This window comes from Thalassospira profundimaris WP0211 (assembly GCF_000300275.1).
In the GTDB taxonomy this organism is placed as follows: Bacteria; Pseudomonadota; Alphaproteobacteria; order Rhodospirillales; family Thalassospiraceae; genus Thalassospira; species Thalassospira profundimaris.
In genome coordinates, this window is the sequence record NZ_AMRN01000010.1 from 71,141 (window position 1) to 86,635 (window position 15,495).

Annotated in this window: 16 protein-coding genes; 8 read left to right on the plus strand and 8 right to left on the minus strand. The window is 54.2% G+C overall.

Annotated features, from left to right (window positions below):
- Positions 1 to 85 precede the first annotated feature (85 nt).
- Positions 86 to 985 (plus strand): methyltransferase domain-containing protein, encoded by a 900-nt coding sequence (locus tag TH2_RS17180; protein ID WP_008891714.1) that lies wholly within the window; start codon positions 86 to 88, stop codon positions 983 to 985.
- A gap of 18 nt (positions 986 to 1,003) precedes the next feature.
- Here TH2_RS17180 and TH2_RS17185 read toward each other — a convergent pair whose 3' ends face one another.
- The gene (locus TH2_RS17185) at positions 1,004 to 1,222 is read right to left on the minus strand and encodes a DUF6500 family protein (RefSeq protein WP_008891715.1); all 219 of its coding nucleotides are present in this window, start codon (positions 1,220 to 1,222) and stop codon (positions 1,004 to 1,006) included.
- A gap of 126 nt (positions 1,223 to 1,348) precedes the next feature.
- Here TH2_RS17185 and sfsA point away from each other — a divergent pair, with 126 nt between their 5' ends.
- The 3 genes from sfsA (at position 1,349) to radC (ending at position 3,860) form a co-directional block, all read left to right on the plus strand.
- Positions 1,349 to 2,062: a DNA/RNA nuclease SfsA gene (gene sfsA / locus TH2_RS17190; RefSeq protein ID WP_008891716.1), complete on the plus strand. Its 714-nt coding sequence runs from the start codon at positions 1,349 to 1,351 to the stop codon at positions 2,060 to 2,062.
- Between the two features lie 122 nt (positions 2,063 to 2,184).
- The gene (gene map / locus TH2_RS17195; RefSeq protein WP_008891717.1) at positions 2,185 to 2,991 is read left to right on the plus strand and encodes a type I methionyl aminopeptidase; all 807 of its coding nucleotides are present in this window, start codon (positions 2,185 to 2,187) and stop codon (positions 2,989 to 2,991) included.
- 26 nt (positions 2,992 to 3,017) lie between these two features.
- A complete protein-coding gene (gene radC, locus TH2_RS17200) occupies positions 3,018 to 3,860 on the plus strand; it encodes a RadC family protein (RefSeq protein ID WP_008891718.1) in 843 nt (280 codons plus the stop codon).
- Positions 3,861 to 3,872: 12 nt separating this feature from the next.
- Here radC and TH2_RS17205 read toward each other — a convergent pair whose 3' ends face one another.
- The 3 genes from TH2_RS17205 to TH2_RS17215 form a co-directional block, all read right to left on the minus strand.
- The gene (locus TH2_RS17205) at positions 3,873 to 4,736 is read right to left on the minus strand and encodes a MipA/OmpV family protein (RefSeq protein ID WP_040824474.1); all 864 of its coding nucleotides are present in this window, start codon (positions 4,734 to 4,736) and stop codon (positions 3,873 to 3,875) included.
- A gap of 129 nt (positions 4,737 to 4,865) precedes the next feature.
- Positions 4,866 to 6,080: an AraC family transcriptional regulator gene (locus TH2_RS17210; protein ID WP_008891720.1), complete on the minus strand. Its 1,215-nt coding sequence runs from the start codon at positions 6,078 to 6,080 to the stop codon at positions 4,866 to 4,868.
- Positions 6,081 to 6,236: 156 nt separating this feature from the next.
- Positions 6,237 to 7,988: an HD family phosphohydrolase gene (locus TH2_RS17215; RefSeq protein ID WP_008891721.1), complete on the minus strand. Its 1,752-nt coding sequence runs from the start codon at positions 7,986 to 7,988 to the stop codon at positions 6,237 to 6,239.
- Between the two features lie 292 nt (positions 7,989 to 8,280).
- Here TH2_RS17215 and purB point away from each other — a divergent pair, with 292 nt between their 5' ends.
- A complete protein-coding gene (purB, locus tag TH2_RS17220; RefSeq protein WP_008891722.1) occupies positions 8,281 to 9,591 on the plus strand; it encodes an adenylosuccinate lyase in 1,311 nt (436 codons plus the stop codon).
- 162 nt (positions 9,592 to 9,753) lie between these two features.
- Positions 9,754 to 10,374: a YbhB/YbcL family Raf kinase inhibitor-like protein gene (locus tag TH2_RS17225; protein ID WP_008891723.1), complete on the plus strand. Its 621-nt coding sequence runs from the start codon at positions 9,754 to 9,756 to the stop codon at positions 10,372 to 10,374.
- Between the two features lie 53 nt (positions 10,375 to 10,427).
- Here TH2_RS17225 and TH2_RS17230 read toward each other — a convergent pair whose 3' ends face one another.
- Positions 10,428 to 11,327, minus strand: coding sequence for a LysR substrate-binding domain-containing protein (locus tag TH2_RS17230; RefSeq protein WP_008891724.1), 900 nt, complete (start codon positions 11,325 to 11,327; stop codon positions 10,428 to 10,430).
- Positions 11,328 to 11,426: 99 nt separating this feature from the next.
- On the opposite strand from TH2_RS17230, the gene TH2_RS17235 reads away from it, so the two are divergent.
- On the plus strand, positions 11,427 to 12,350 hold the full coding sequence (locus TH2_RS17235) for a DMT family transporter (protein ID WP_040824513.1): 924 nt from the start codon (positions 11,427 to 11,429) through the stop codon (positions 12,348 to 12,350).
- A gap of 52 nt (positions 12,351 to 12,402) precedes the next feature.
- Here TH2_RS17235 and TH2_RS17240 read toward each other — a convergent pair whose 3' ends face one another.
- The 3 genes from TH2_RS17240 to TH2_RS17250 all read right to left on the minus strand — a co-directional run bounded on the left by TH2_RS17240 (position 12,403) and on the right by TH2_RS17250 (position 14,381).
- A complete protein-coding gene (locus tag TH2_RS17240; protein WP_008891726.1) occupies positions 12,403 to 13,098 on the minus strand; it encodes a CTP synthase C-terminal region-related (seleno)protein in 696 nt (231 codons plus the stop codon).
- A 122-nt stretch (positions 13,099 to 13,220) separates the two neighbouring features.
- A complete protein-coding gene (locus TH2_RS17245; RefSeq protein WP_008891727.1) occupies positions 13,221 to 13,898 on the minus strand; it encodes a response regulator in 678 nt (225 codons plus the stop codon).
- A 165-nt stretch (positions 13,899 to 14,063) separates the two neighbouring features.
- Positions 14,064 to 14,381: a DUF1476 domain-containing protein gene (locus TH2_RS17250; RefSeq protein ID WP_008891728.1), complete on the minus strand. Its 318-nt coding sequence runs from the start codon at positions 14,379 to 14,381 to the stop codon at positions 14,064 to 14,066.
- A 164-nt stretch (positions 14,382 to 14,545) separates the two neighbouring features.
- Here TH2_RS17250 and TH2_RS17255 point away from each other — a divergent pair, with 164 nt between their 5' ends.
- Positions 14,546 to 15,325: an NRDE family protein gene (locus TH2_RS17255; protein WP_040824476.1), complete on the plus strand. Its 780-nt coding sequence runs from the start codon at positions 14,546 to 14,548 to the stop codon at positions 15,323 to 15,325.
- Positions 15,326 to 15,495 lie beyond the last annotated feature (170 nt).

Genomic DNA, 15,495 nt, shown 5'->3' on the forward strand with positions numbered 1-15,495 from the left:
TCTGGTTCTTCGATTGCAAGGGCGGGATCAAAGCTCTATCTAGATCGTAACTTTTACAACGATTTTAGCCGGAGCTTCCCGCCCCATGGCCGATCCGATCACCGTCTTTGATCGAGACATCCTGAAACTGCGCCGCGACCGTGCGGCAACCAAGGCACAGGATTATAATTTCCTGTTTGCTGAAACCGCCGAACGCCTTGCCGATCGCCTTGATGATACCACGCGCACATTTCCGCTGGCGGTCGATCTTGGCTGCCATAGTGGTGAATTGGGCCAGATCATTGGCACCCGCGGCGGCATCGAAACGCTGTATCAAAGCGACATTTCGCGGGGCTATGCCAAGGCGGCACAGGCCAATAACGGCAAAGGCACGCTGATCGCGGACGAGGAATTCCTGCCCTTTGCCGAAGGATCGCTTGATCTGATCCTGTCCAACCTGTCGCTTCACTGGGTCAATGATCTGCCCGGCATGTTGCTTCAGGCACGCCGCGCCCTGAAACCCGACGGGTTGTTTCTGGCCTGCTTGCTTGGGGGTGAGACGCTCAAGGACTTGCGCGAAGCCCTGATGACGGCGGAGGCCGAGGAAGAAGGCGGCGTATCCCCGCGTGTATCACCGTTTGTCGACGTCAAGGATGCCGGGGCACTTTTACAGCGCAGTGGCTTTGCCCTGCCGGTGGTCGATGCCGATGACATCTATATCGACTACCCGGACGCGCTGAAACTGATGCGCGATCTTTCGGGGATGGGCGAAAGCAACCTGATTGCCAAACGATCCAAAAAGTTCACCAAACGCAGCACGCTTGCGCGGGCAGCGGCGATTTATCACGAACGCCATGCGCGTACTGATGGCCGCATCCATGCCAAGTTTCAGGTGATCTATCTGACCGCCTGGGCCCCGGATGAAAGCCAACCCAAACCGCTGCGCCGTGGAACGGGTCGGGTCAGCCTGGTTGATTTCCTCGGTGATGATGCGAAAAAGCAATAAAGCCGGATCAAGCCGGGATCACTTCCCGGTTAAGACCATGTCGCGGATTTTGGTCGCCTTTTCAAAGTGATCAAGCTCGAGGGCTTTGATCCACCAGGTGGCGGCCTCCATCAATGTGTCCGGGTCATCATTGCGATTGGCAAAGAACGCATAGAAGGACAGGCCGACTTCCGGTCCCTTCTGCGCGATTTTCTTGTCGCAAACAGCAATGATTTTATCGCGCAGGCTTTGACGCATGATGGCTCCGTGAAAGGGTTGTGACTGCAAAGGGTTGATGTATGACCTGTTTGCCGCGAAATTGGCAGTCTGATAACGCCCGTCACATGACAGTTTCTGTCAGGATAGAATTTCCGAAAGGTCGATATGCAACTCCCCCAGCCCCTGATCCACGGCAAGCTGATCAAACGTTACAAACGGTTTCTCGCCGATGTCGAACTTGATAATGGCGAAGTGATCACGGCCCATTGCGCCAATCCGGGCGGGATGATCGGGCTCAAGGAGCCGGGCATTGATGTCTGGCTGTCGCAATCAGACAATCCGAAACGCAAACTGAAATACAGTTGGGAGCTTTGCCAGATCGGCGATGCGTGGATCGGCATCAATACCGCGCACCCGAATGCCATTGTCGAAGAGGCAATCCTTGCCCAGAAAATTCCCGAACTGGCGGGCTATGAAAGCCTGAAACGCGAGGTCAAATACGGCAAGAATTCGCGGATCGACATTTTGCTGTCTGATCCCGACCGCGGCCTTTGTTATGTCGAGGTCAAAAACGTCCACCTCAAACGCGATGAAGATGTTCCGGGCCTTGCCGAATTCCCCGATGCCGTCACCGCACGCGGCGCAAAGCATCTGGATGAAATGGCCGATATGGTTGCCGAGGGCCACCGGGCGGTGATCTTTTACCTGATACAACGCACCGATTGTGATCGTTTCACCCTGGCGACCGACATCGACCCGCATTACGGCGAACGGTTCAAGGCAGCACGAAACAGCGGGGTTGAGGCCATTGCCTATGATTGCGCAATTGATACCAGTGCAGTCACTGTGCGAAACGCGCTTCCGATTACCGGATTATAAGCGCACAGCCAAGCATCCAAGCCCGCGCATATCAGCCAATCCTTGCCAATTATGGCGTCTGGCTTTATGTCATTGGGCTATAAAACAGATACATACCTAGCCGAGTTTAAGGAGATTTTCGGGTGGCGAACGGAACAGTTAAAATTCACGGCCCCGAAGCATTTGAAGGCATGCGCGCCGCTGGCAAGCTGGCAGCTGAAGTGCTTGATATGATTACCCCGCACGTGGTTCCGGGTGTCACGACGGGCGAACTCGATCGCCTGTGTGATGAATATATCCGCGATCATAATGCGATCTCGGCCTGCCTTGGCTATCGCGGTTTTCCGAAATCGACCTGCACGTCGATCAACCATGTCGTCTGCCATGGTATTCCGGGTGACAAGAAACTCGCCAATGGCGACATCATGAACATTGATGTCACGGTTATCCTTGATGGCTGGTATGGCGATACATCGCGCATGTATATTGCCGGCACACCAAAAGTCATGGCCCAGCGTCTTGTCGATGTGACCTATGAGGCGCTTTGGCGCGGCATCAAAGCCGTCAAACCGGGGGCAACCCTTGGCGATATCGGCCATGCCATTCAGTCCTATGCCGAAAGCGAGCGTTTTTCGGTGGTGCGTGATTTCTGTGGTCACGGGCTTGGTCAGGTGTTCCATGATGCGCCAAATATCCTGCATTACGGCAAACCGGGCGAAGGTCTGGTGCTTGAGCCCGGCATGATCTTTACGATTGAACCGATGATCAATCAGGGAACCTATGCGTGTAAAATTTTACCCGATGGCTGGACAGCCGTGACGCGAGACCGCAAACTGTCTGCACAGTTTGAACATTCGCTCGGCGTGACGGATGACGGGTTTGAAATCTTTACCCGATCCCCGGCCGGTCTGGAAAAGCCGCCCTACGATCTCAGCAAAGCTGCCGAGTAACGGGCACCTAACAAGGGGAAGCAGATTTGAGCGAAAAACAGGATCGCAAAGCTGCTTCCACTCCTGCCCATCAGACCTCATCAGAAATTGATGATGGCACGCGGGTCTTTTTTGATCAGGCCCGGACAGTGCATGCATCGGGCACGCTTGGCGCATCCGGCACCGACGCAGTGGACGCCGAAAAATCCAAATCCGCAAAACCCCATTATCACGGCCATCGCCAACGGCTGCGCGATCGGTTTATCAAGGGGGGTGCCACCGCCCTTGCCGATTATGAGTTGCTTGAACTGATGCTGTGCATGGCGATGACGCGGGGCGACGTCAAACCACTTGCGAAATCACTGATCACGCAATTTGGCAGCTTTGCCAATGTTCTGGCCGCCCGACCCGAAGACCTTAAAACCGCCAAGGGCCTTGGCGAGGCCGGGATTGCCGCCATCAAGATTGCCGAGGCAAGTGCCCTGCATCTATCACGTGAACGGGCCATGGAATTGCCGGTGATCGCCAGCTGGGAACAGCTGATTGATTATTGCCGGGCCCGGATCGGGCATCTTAAGAACGAGGAACTGCATCTGCTGTTTCTTGATCGCAAGAACCGGCTGATTGCCGATGAATGCCATCAACGCGGCACGGTCGACCACACCCCGGTTTACCCGCGCGAAGTCATCAAGCGCGCACTTGAACTGCATGCCTCCGCCCTTATTCTGGTGCACAACCATCCAAGCGGCGATGCCACCCCGTCAAAGGGTGACATCGACATGACCCGCAAGATCGTTGATGCGGCCAAGGCGATGGACATCACGGTTCATGATCACATCATCATCAGCCGGGCGGGATATAATTCATTCAAGACGCTGGGCCTGATTTAACCCGGCTTCTGTTCAGAAGTTATACACCAGCACCAGACCGGCACTGAGCACATAGTCCTCATCAATGATCGGACTGTCGGTATATTCGTCGAGCAGAAATTTGACGTCAGTGGTGCCGACGACGGCAAAACTTTCGGTCACCGGATAGGTCACACTGAAATCAAGATGCGGGATAAAGGTGGCGTCGGGGGCATAGAAGCCACGATCACTGCGCACTTCATTGCGACGTACGCCAACATTGTAATCGACCAGCTCTTCGCTTTGCCAGGTGACACCACCGCCGACATTGAAGCTGAACTTTTCGTATTCGGTCGGCAGGTAATAAGCAACATCCACCTCATGCCCGCCATAGGCATCATTGAGATCGGTCTGATAGCTTGCCTGAAGCTCCCCGTGCCAGAGACGCAACGATCCGCCGATACCGGCCTCGTATGCCATATCGCGTTCTTCAAGCCCGTTGAGATAGCTTGAGTCACCCGGATCAAAAGGCTCCATCCGAATGCCACCAATGACCGAAACGCTGGCAAAATCATTCATCCAGACTTTGGCATCAATGCCGTCAATACCGATATGTAGACGTTCGGCATCATAGGCCAATACCGGAAGCGCATCCAAATCGGTGCTATCGGCCCCGCGATAGGGATTGCTGCTGATCTGGCCGAAGGCACCGATCTGCCAATTGCCGCCAAGCCAGGGTTTAAGTGCATCTTCGGTCTGTGGATTGACCTGTTCGCGGATGATTTCCCTTTGTCCAGGCGTTGCAGTCTGGGCGTGTGCGCTGCTGGCAAACATAATGATGATGGCTGCCGTACAGATGCCAAGTCCGCCCAGCACCATTGCATCCCCCAAACGACGAGAACAAAAATGCGATACCATAATGTCTAAACATCCCAATTGTGTTGTTGATGTCGCGACATTGCCCGAGCGTGCGAAGGAAGGCGTCCGGTTTTATAGCCTTGTACTTACAATCCGTGCCAAACAGGTACGAATGCGCATTCATACACCTTAACTATTTGATTTTGCGAAATTGTTCTGACGATAGTTACTTGGTGTATGACCGGTGATTTTCTTGAACGCCTGATTGAAGGTCGATTTGGAATTGAAGCCAACCTCGGTTGCGATATCGAGGATCGTGCGGTTTGGTTCCTCGATCAGCAGGCGAGAAGCCTCGTCAACCCGGACTTCATTGACGAAATCAAAGAAGCTTTTACCCAAATGCTGGTTCAAGACAAAGGAAAGCTGGTTGGGCGTTGCCCCGACAGCAGAAGCCAGTTTGGGCATGGTAAGCAATGGATCAAGCATCACTTCACGGTCTGCGACAATCCTTGCAAGGCGGGTGCGAATACGGGCGATGCCGGGATCATCAACAATTGCACGCAACATCGGGGTCTGCTGGGTGTCGGTCCCTTGGCCGGTTTCCCGACGTTCAGGCAGAATGTCCTGGGCGCCGTCTTCGGTTTCCGCTTGCACAAAGATCGCCGGGTTCTGCGCGATAACCTGGCACATGCGGAAGAACACAACCACAAATCCCACCTTGACACCAAGCGACAGCCATTCCGCGTGAAAGACAAACAGATCTAGCAAATTGGTCAGGGTGAAGACGGTAAACAACACCGTCATCCCGACAAGAAGCTCGATAATCCAGCGACGCATTCGTTCACTGTCGGCCTGGAGTTGCCAATTGGCTTGTCGCAAATAACGCCGCGCGAGCCGCCATATCCCCGCCATGTAACCGACAAACGACACGCAAAACACGATGACAATCGCCAGGAGAACCAAATTGGCAAGCCCTTGCGATGAAAACGCAATCTGCAACCCGACATCACGCACATGATCCTGATTGGCGACCATCCGCGTACTTTTTAGGTAAACCATAAGCCCGATCGCTGCGGTCACCGGAATCAATACCAGAAAATGCCGGTAGGGCCGGGAAACCGGACTGCCGGAAACTTCCCGGAAATACAAATATATCGACGGGATAAAGGCAAAAAAGAATGGCGCAAAAACCGGCACAAGATACAAGTTCACAATCGGACTGATGAACGGGTTGAACGTATCGTCGATAAAACTCATACCGACCGAAAACCCGAACACCATGATCCAGCGATTGGCGCGAAAAGAACGCTTTCCCTCGTCCATCAACAGGACAATCAGGAAAATCGCCTGCGATACGCCAAGAACCGAAACGATCAGAAAAAGAATGTCGAATGTTTCAATCATTCCTGCGCCTTCAGTGGCGGTTTCTGTTGGTGGGATATGCTTGGCCGAGCAGAACGCAAGGGCCGCAACGAACTCTACGGAAATACGCGACTATCAGGCACGCTGCAACCAAGACTTACTTGAAGGACCTCAGCAACATGGATGCAGGCATTTCCATTATACTCGTATGAACTCCGCAATATCGACTTCGTCGCGCTGATCTTCACGCAAATACTTGCGTCCGTATTCCTGATAGGTGCCGCTTGTCAGGAAAAGCTCGAACAGGTCGCTGTCGATCTGCCCCTTGTCGCGCATATCGGCCAGGATCGAGATACATTCAGACAATGTTTTCGGCCGTTTATACGGGCGATCCACCGCTGTCAGCGCCTCAAACACATCGGCGATCACCATGACCTTTTCGAGGATCCCCATATCATCGCCCGTCAGACCACGCGGATATCCTGACCCGTCCATTTTTTCATGATGATTTCCGGCAATATCGGGAATGCGTTGCAGTTCCTTGGGATATGGCAGTTGGGCCAGCATATCCTGGGTAATGACAACATGATCGTTGATCACCTGGCGTTCTTCGGATGTCAGGGTGCCGTGCGGGATCGACAGGTTATAAAGCTCGCCCCGGTTAAAACCGTTATAGATGTCGGTTTCGCGATCCATCAGAAGCTTTTCAGTGCCGGTTGCGCGCAGTTCGGCGAGTTTCGCATCATCAAGGCGCTGTTGTTCCGACCAGGACAAGCCGATGGTGCGATCAAAATACCGCGTCCATTCCTGCTCTGCGATGTCATGCAGGGCAAAAATGGTGTCGGTATCAAGTTCGGTATCGCCAATATTGGCATCCGCGACCATGGCAAACTGGGTTTCAAGTTCGGTCACCCGGCGGGCAAAATCGGCCTCGCACTGAAGTGAGTCCTCGCCATCAAGCTTGCGTTTAAGCATCTCGATCTCGGCGTCACGACGCAGTACTTCAAAGCGCGTGCGGACTTCGTGAATACGGTTATGGATGGTTTCAAGCTTGGTGGCTTTTTCCATGACATGATCAGGGGTGACGATCTTGCCGCAATCATGAAGCCAGGCCGACAGGTCAAGCTCGTACCATTCCATATCTGTCAGATAGAAATTGGAAAATGTGCCATCCCGGTCATCCACAGCCGCCTGGGCCAGCATACGCGCTATGATCGGAACCCGTGAACAGTGGCCTGCGGTGTGCGGCGATTTGGCATCAATCGCCTGCCCCAGCACACGCACGAAGCTCTCCATCAGGTCGCGCTGTGCCACCAGCAATCGGCTGTTTTCAATCGCAACCGCCGCCTGACTGGCGAGCGCATTGATGATTGGTTCAATCGCCGGATCAAAGGAAATCACATTGCCCGCATCGTCACGCGCATTGATCAGCTGCAAAACGCCGATCACAACGCCGCTGGTGTTTTTAAGCGGCACAGTCAGGAAGGATTTCGACCGATACCCAGTTTTGGCATCAAATGCCCGGGTGCCGGTAAAGTCAAATCCCTCTGCACTATAGGCATCATCAATATTGATCGCCTTACCGGTCAGCGCGACATAGGTCGCGATATTGGCGTAGTTCGGGCGGCCTTCGTCGTCATAAAGTGGCAAGGGTGGGAATGGTTTTTCGGTTTCGCGGCCCGAGACAAAGAACGTCTCAAGCGTATCATTGACCATGATACGGAAATGAAGTTCGCTTTCGTCCTGATTGACGACATAAAGCGACCCACCATCGGCGTTGGTGAAGTTGCGCGCGGCCATCAGGATTTTCTGGTTAAGCTCTTCGCGCCCCTGCTGTGCCGACAGGGCGATACCCAGTTCGACCAGTTCCGCCAGATAGTTTGCGTCTGTATTGCGGACCTGTGTCACATCTTTCTGATGATTTTTGGCCCCGTCGCGTTCACGCGCCATAAAAATTCTGCCCACTTCGCATTCGGATTAACCGCATCGTCGAAGATACATCCTGCCTGCTTACACGATATATTCTCAATAAGTTGCTATTTTTCTAACATCAAACAAGTTTTCCTGCGGCAAAATCGCCTTCACAATCCTGCTATACCCGTCTGCAGGGTTGCCAATTTGCCCGGAATGGACTATCCGACCCCGTGAAAGCGTGCCGGCGCCGTGATCGTGCAATCAACTACGCATTCCGATCATCGAGAACCATTTCCGGCACCCAACCATCTTGCCCGGAGGCGACCGCATGATCCCCCGTTATTCCCGTCCGCAGATGACATCCATCTGGGAACCGGCGAACAAGTTCCGTATCTGGTTCGAAATCGAAGCCCACGCTGCTGACAAACTGGCCGAACTGGGTGTTATCCCGGCCGAGTCCGCCAAGCTTGTCTGGGAAAAAGGCGACAAGCCTTATACCCAGGACCGCATCGATCGCATTGATGCCGTCGAAGCCGAAGTCAAACACGATGTGATCGCGTTTTTGACCGAACTGGCCGAACAGGTCGGCGAAGAAGCCCGCTTTGTCCATCAGGGCATGACCAGCTCCGACGTTCTTGATACCTGCTTTAACGTGCAGCTTGCCCAGGCAACCGACATTCTGCTTGAAGATATGGACAAGCTTCTGGCTGCGCTTAAAAAGCGCGCCTATGAAACCAAAGATGTCCCTTGCATGGGCCGTTCGCACGGCATCCACGCAGAGCCGGTGACCTTTGGTCTGAAGCTTGCGACCTTCTATGCGGAATTCAAACGTAACCGTGATCGCCTTGTTGCCGCACGTGATGAAATCGCGACCTGCGCAATTTCCGGCGCGGTTGGCACATTCGCCAACATTGATCCGAGTGTTGAAGAACATGTTGCCGCCAAGCTTGGCCTGAAACCGGAACCGGTTTCGACCCAGGTGATCCCGCGCGACCGTCATGCTGCCTATTTCGCAGCCCTTGGTGTCATCGCATCGTCGATCGAACATCTGGCGACCGAAATCCGTCACCTGCAGCGCACCGAAGTTCGCGAAGTTGAGGAATTCTTCTCCAAGGGGCAGAAGGGCTCCTCGGCGATGCCGCACAAGCGTAACCCGGTTCTGACCGAAAACCTGACTGGCCTTGCCCGTCTGGTGCGCTCGATGGCGATCCCGGCAATGGAAAACGTTGCCCTCTGGCACGAGCGCGACATTTCGCACAGCTCGGTCGAACGTAACATCGGCCCGGATGCGACCGTTACGCTTGATTTCGCCCTGATGCGTTTGACCAACGTTGTTGAAAACCTGGTTGTCTATCCGGAACGCATGGACGAGATTCTTAATCAGATGGGCGGTCTGGTCTTCTCGCAGCGTGTTCTGCTGACCCTGACCCAGTATGGTGTTTCGCGCGAAGATTCGTATCGCATCGTTCAGCGTAACGCGATGAAGGTCTGGAACCGCGAAGGTGATCTTCTGTCGCTTCTGAAAACCGACGAAGACGTCACCAACCGCATTCCGATGGACAAACTCGAAGCGCTGTTTGACCTTGGCTACCACACCAAGCATGTCGACACGATCTTTGCCCGTGTCTTTGCGGACTAAGCAAAATACCAAATCCTGCTTCAAAGCCCCGGCCGTCTGGCCGGGGCTTTTTCGTTGGGTTGTGCTGCAATACCGGCCTTTGACATTGCGCATCATTGATGCTGAGCTATATCGAACACAGCCAACACATCAAAAAATGTCAATTGCAGGAAAGGCATAGCAATGAAACTGAGCATCACAGGATGGGAAGACGGCGCGCCGATCCCGGCCAAGTTCGCGTTCGGTAAAATCCCGGCAGAGGGCCGGTTTGAAACATCGGACAATATCAGTCCCGCCATTTCCTGGAGCGACATTCCCGAAGGCACCAAATCCTTCGCCCTGATCTGTCATGACCCGGATGTCCCGTCATCGGGTGAGGACGTCAATATCGAAGGCAAGCAAGTCCCGGCAAGCTTGCCGCGTGTTGATTTCTACCACTGGGTTCTGGTCAATATCCCGGCCAGCATCACAAAGCTTGAAGAAGGTGTCGCGTCCAATGGTGTGACGCCAAAGGGCAAGATGCCCGGCGCCAAGCAATATGGCACGGCGGGCCTGAACAACTATACCGACTGGTTTGCGGGTGATACCGATATGGGCGGCGATTATGGCGACTATGACGGCCCCTGCCCGCCATGGAACGATTCGATCATTCACCACTATCATTTCACGGTCTACGCGCTTGATACCGACAAGATCGACCTGCCAGAACCCTTTACCGGCCCGGATGCCCTTGCCGCCATCGAGGGCCATGTTCTGGACAAGGCAAGTTACATGGGTACCTACACCATGAACCGCGATCTGTAATCCGAGCCGTACCGCTTTTACAACCCCGGTCGAAACCTTTCGGCCGGGGTTTGTTATTTGATGCCAAGGTCGCTGGCCTCTGCCAACAGCCAGTCGCGGAATTCCTTGACCGGTGCGCGCAGATCACGGTTCTTGGGCCAAACCAGATAATAGCCTGACGGCACTTTGACGACCTGATCCGGAAACAGGTGGATCAGCTTGCCTTCGGAAATGTCTTCCTCGGCCAGAAGCGGGTTGGCCAGAACGACGCCCTGCCCATGAATGGCCGCCTCAATCGCCATGGATGTCTGATCGATTTCCACGCGCTTTATGGCGCGAATATCAGGCGCCGTCAGGGTTGAAAACCGGCCCAGCCATTCTTCCCACCAGGGATGCAGGATATCATTCAGCAACGTCGCCTGCGCAAGGTTATCGGGGCGATCCAGTCCCAACCCGTCGCGATAGGACGGCGCACAAAAGGCCGCCGCCTGCCCCTGATACAGCAATATGGTTTCGAGGCTTTCATCGACGCCATCGAAATAGCGCACTGCCAGATCGACCGGATCATGATCAAAATCCAAAAGGACCGATGATGATCCGACATGAAGCGAGGTTTCAGGATGGGCGATCAGAAAACGCGACATCCGTTTGGAGAACCATTTTGCCGCGAAGCTTGGCGGCATAACGAACCGCACCGCATGATTTGACTGGTCGCGCAATTGATGGCTGGCATCGCGGATCTGCTGCAAGGCCGGGGCAATGCGCGCAGCATAAGCCAGGCCATCCGCCGTTGGCGTGATCTGCCGGACTGTGCGCGTAAACAACTCCACCCCAAGCCAGTCTTCAAGCTTGCGGATTTGCTGCCCCACCGCACCGGGCGTGACATTCAATTCATCCGCCGCCAGCGCAAAGCTTTTCAGGCGCATGGATGCCTCGAACGCTGGCAGTGATTTAAGCGGTGGATATGATCCCATAATGCATTTTTTCTATTTCATGATCCAGATAGTATGATTTGTGAAAAATACCGGGAATTTAGACAATGGGCCATGATTTTTCCAAACTGGTCCGCCACCATGAAAAACAAAGCCTATATCGTGTTCGGGTTTCTGGCCCTTGCCTGGGGCATGACGTTTCTGTTTAACAAAAGCGCCAGCACCCTGATCACCCCAACCCAGATTGCTGCCGTTCGCGTATTTATGGGGTTCCTGCCGGTTTTTGCCGCAGCCCTGATCGGGCGAAAACTTAAATGGCGGCACTTGCGCTTTACCCACCATTTTATCGTGATGTCGGTTCTGGCGGGCAGTCTTTACTATTTCAGCTTTGCCAAGGGCATTCAGCTTTTGCCATCCAGCCTTGCCGGAATGCTGAGCGGCGCCATTCCGATGATTTCCTTTATCACCGCTGCGGCCTTTTTGCGCGATGAGCCTGTTAATCGTCGCTCGCTTCTTGGATTGGGTGTTGGCTTTATCGGGGTTGCGATGATTGCGCGGCCCTGGGACGCAAGCGTTTCGGCAAACGATCTGGCCGGGGTTGGTTATATCGGACTTGGGTCCCTATGCGTTGGTCTGTCCTTTGTCTATGCCCGCCGGTTCCTGAGCCCGCTTGGTATTTCGCCCCTTGCACTTTGCACCTATCAATTGGGTATTGCCGCGCTGACATTGCTGGTTACCACCGACTTTGACGGTGCCAGCGCGATCTTTGACAATGGCTGGATCGCCCTTGGTCTGTTCTTTGGGCTTGGCCTGTTTGGCACCGGCTTTGCGTATTTGTGCTATTACTTCGTTGTCGAAAATCTTGGTGCGGTCAAAGCGGCAAGCGTGACCTATATCCCGCCGATTATCGCCGTTCTGACCGGCTCGCTGATATTAGGGGAAAGTGTTCAACTGCTTGACCTGATTGCATTGGTGGCAATCCTTACCGGGGTTGTGGTGATGCAATCGGGACGCACCCCACCGATGCAACGCTGCCTGCCAAATCTGCCATCACAGCAAAGCTGATAAATCAGTCCCCTGCACACATCACGTGTGCAGGGGGCATTTAAAAAGATTGTTAGCCCGCCGCGGCACAGACGAAAGCGTTGATCAATGGATGATCTTCCCCACGCAGTGCGGCACGTTCGGGCTGAAACGCGGTGCCGATGAAGAACGGATGACCGCGAAGCTCAACCGCGCGCGGATCCCGATCCTGATCCCAGGCCACAATCTGAAGATCCCGACCATCAATCACATGGGCATATTCCGGGTTAAACCCGAATGAGCAGCGATAGGTTTCCGTCAAATGCGCGGCACCACAAACCTTGCGGATTACACTGTTTTCCGCAAGGTCGATACCACCATCCTGATCAATCAACGCACAGCTAAGCGGCGCGATCAGGGGCAATGAAGCATCCGGGTCGATTTCCGCATTTGCCGCATCGGCAAGACCAAGAACATTACGGGCATATTCCAGGATCGCGTGTTGATACCCGCCACAGGTTCCCAGAAAAGCAATCCGGTTTTCACGCGCACGCAGAATGGCGGCAAGCGCACCGTCAAAGCTTTGATACGGGCTGGCAGGCACGCACCAGATCCCGTTATAGCCATCAAGGGCTTGGGCATCAGGGCAATCAATGTCGGATGTCGCGACCCAGTCAAATGTGACGGTAAGTCCAAGATTTTCAGCGGCCAAGTCCAGGGCCTTCGGGATGGCCTGATGGGCGGTGACGTTCGGATTGTACTCGCCGACAAGTGCGATGGTGACGGTCATATGTTTTTCCTCGTTTCGTTTCCAATGACGAGGGAGAAAAGCCGGTTCAGGCAACAAAAAACGGCCCTTGAAATCACGAGCCGGGATTTGAGCGCCAAACTGAGCTGCCTTTGTCGAACTTACTACAAAGTTCCGGACCGCGCCATATCTTCAAGAGCCATTTTCACGGCCTGCGCACGGTTCGAGACGTTCAGTTTGCGATAGATGTTTTTCAAATGGTACTTCACGGTGATTTCGCGCAGATCAAGGTGACGGGCGATGTCCTTGTTCGGACGTCCTTCTGACAGCAGTGCGAGAACTTCACGTTCACGCGGTGTCAGACGGCCAAAATCACCCTCGCTGCCAAAGCCACCGGCAAGGCGACCTTCGCCATCACCCCCACCTGACATGTTGTCATTCATGTCGTTCAGAATCGACGACGGCAGGTATTTGTCACCAGCAAGAACCAGCTGCACAGCATTTGCCAAGGCCTGCCCACGCAAGGTCTTGGGAATAAAGCCATGCGCGCCGGCCTCAAGCGCCTTGCGGACATCTTCACTTCGATATGCGCCAGAAAGCAGAACCACAAAGGTCGAATCCGCCACCTTCTCCAAGGTGCGCTTCAAACCTTCAAGTCCATTCATTCCCGGCATGCGCAGATCAAGCAGCACCAGATCGAATGTATTATTGGCTGCTATCAGCTCGAGTGCGGGGTCCAATGCCCCTGCTTCGGCCACTTCACAGTCATCGAAATACTGTTGGAACAGTAGCGAGATTGCCTCACGAACAAGATCGTGATCGTCCGCCAAAAGGATACGCAATGCTGTCGCCTTTCATCTACCTAATCGGCTCCTTCACCTACCTGCGAAGGATACCACACCAAAAGGTTGCACCTACTCAATTTTTCGGTCTGGGGAGCTCAGGATACGTAAGGCTGCACATATTAGCAAACGAGAAGTTTTCCAAGCAGATGCACTAGCGCGCAATCACGACAGTACTTCTGCACGCGCAACCGGACGTAGTTCTTCGAGCTTTACATTCAATGCAGAGGCTGTGACGTCGATATTTTTGCGGCCAAAATCGGCCAGCAACAGGGCAACAACACCGTTTTCACGCGGGTTGGCAACAACCTCGCCAATGATCTTGCGCGTGTAATCCTGACATTCTTCGGGGGACATGCCCATCTGTTCGCCGGCCCACTGGATCAGCATTTTATAAAGATGGGTTTCGACACGAAAATCCTGTTCAAGATCAAAGCTGTACTTTGCTTCAAACCCGCGTTCACGATCATTAAAGCTGCTCATAATCGATTCCTTCTGTAAGCTGGTCACATTGTCATCGGAGCCAAACCGGTCAAGCCATTGTCTGTCATAGCATTTTATATGACAATAAACGACACCGATTTCACCCCGTTGCCTGATACTTTTGAATTTGACAAAGTGCGGTTCCGCACGCTTTGATCTGGCTCATGTGTACAGTCATTATTTTACGCCGCCCCGACCATGACTGGCCGGTGATCATTGGCGCCAATCGCGATGAAATGAATAACCGTCCCTGGAAGGCGCCTGCGCGCCACTGGGAAGACCGCCCTGATGTCATTGCCGGACTTGATGAAACCGCCGGGGGGACCTGGCTTGGTGTCAATGAGGACGGCGTGGTTGCCGCCGTTCTCAACCGCTATGGCACGCTGGGCCCTGCCGATGGCAAACGATCCCGCGGGGAGCTGCCGCTTGAGGCACTAGACCATGCAGACGCGATTGACGCCGCACAGGCCCTTGCCGAACTTGATGGCGATGCCTATCGCCCGTTTAACATGGTGATCGCCGATAACCGCGACGCCTATTGGCTGGCAAATCGCGGTACGGGCAAGATCGAGATCACTGAAATCCCCGAAGGTCTTTCGATTCTGACCGCCCATGATCTGAATGACACGCAAAACAGTGCGCGCACCAAACGCAATCTGCCGCGCTTTGTCAGTGCGCCGGCCCCGCACCCCGAAGCCGACGACTGGTTTGCCTGGCAGGCGCTTCTGGCTGATACCGGAACAGAGGCTCCGGACCCGGATCATCATGACATCCGTGCTGATGCCATGCTGGTGCGCAGCAATATCGGATTTGAGACCATCTGTTCGTCGCTGATCGGGCTTCCGGCGATTCCCACAAGCGAACATGAACTGCCGAGACGGCCGGTCTGGCTGTTTGCCGAAGGCCAGCCCGACAAAACACCGTTCCATCCGGTCGACGTCTAACACCAGATGGCGCGGAACGCCGTTTCAGTTCAACATGTTACCGCCGCAATTCCGGCCCTTTGCGATACAGATGCTGACGGTTGCAAATTTCGATTATCAAGTTTGCATAAATAGAGCTTAAGCGACAATTGAGTTTCTCGCCAAGCACTGCTATACGGAGGGCGCGAATT

Excerpts from the sequence above, each read along its gene's own strand:
- TH2_RS17180 (WP_008891714.1), top strand. The coding sequence starts at position 86 with ATGGCCGATCCGATCACCGTCTTTGATCGAGACATCCTGAAACTGCGC.
- TH2_RS17185 (WP_008891715.1), bottom strand. The coding sequence starts at position 1,222 with ATGCGTCAAAGCCTGCGCGATAAAATCATTGCTGTTTGCGACAAGAAA.
- sfsA (WP_008891716.1), top strand. The coding sequence starts at position 1,349 with ATGCAACTCCCCCAGCCCCTGATCCACGGCAAGCTGATCAAACGTTAC.
- TH2_RS17205 (WP_040824474.1), bottom strand. The coding sequence starts at position 4,736 with ATGGTATCGCATTTTTGTTCTCGTCGTTTGGGGGATGCAATGGTGCTG.
- TH2_RS17210 (WP_008891720.1), bottom strand. The coding sequence starts at position 6,080 with ATGATTGAAACATTCGACATTCTTTTTCTGATCGTTTCGGTTCTTGGC.
- TH2_RS17215 (WP_008891721.1), bottom strand. The coding sequence starts at position 7,988 with ATGGCGCGTGAACGCGACGGGGCCAAAAATCATCAGAAAGATGTGACA.
- purB (WP_008891722.1), top strand. The coding sequence starts at position 8,281 with ATGATCCCCCGTTATTCCCGTCCGCAGATGACATCCATCTGGGAACCG.
- TH2_RS17225 (WP_008891723.1), top strand. The coding sequence starts at position 9,754 with ATGAAACTGAGCATCACAGGATGGGAAGACGGCGCGCCGATCCCGGCC.
- TH2_RS17230 (WP_008891724.1), bottom strand. The coding sequence starts at position 11,327 with ATGGGATCATATCCACCGCTTAAATCACTGCCAGCGTTCGAGGCATCC.
- TH2_RS17235 (WP_040824513.1), top strand. The coding sequence starts at position 11,427 with ATGAAAAACAAAGCCTATATCGTGTTCGGGTTTCTGGCCCTTGCCTGG.
- TH2_RS17240 (WP_008891726.1), bottom strand. The coding sequence starts at position 13,098 with ATGACCGTCACCATCGCACTTGTCGGCGAGTACAATCCGAACGTCACC.
- TH2_RS17250 (WP_008891728.1), bottom strand. The coding sequence starts at position 14,381 with ATGAGCAGCTTTAATGATCGTGAACGCGGGTTTGAAGCAAAGTACAGC.
- TH2_RS17255 (WP_040824476.1), top strand. The coding sequence starts at position 14,546 with ATGTGTACAGTCATTATTTTACGCCGCCCCGACCATGACTGGCCGGTG.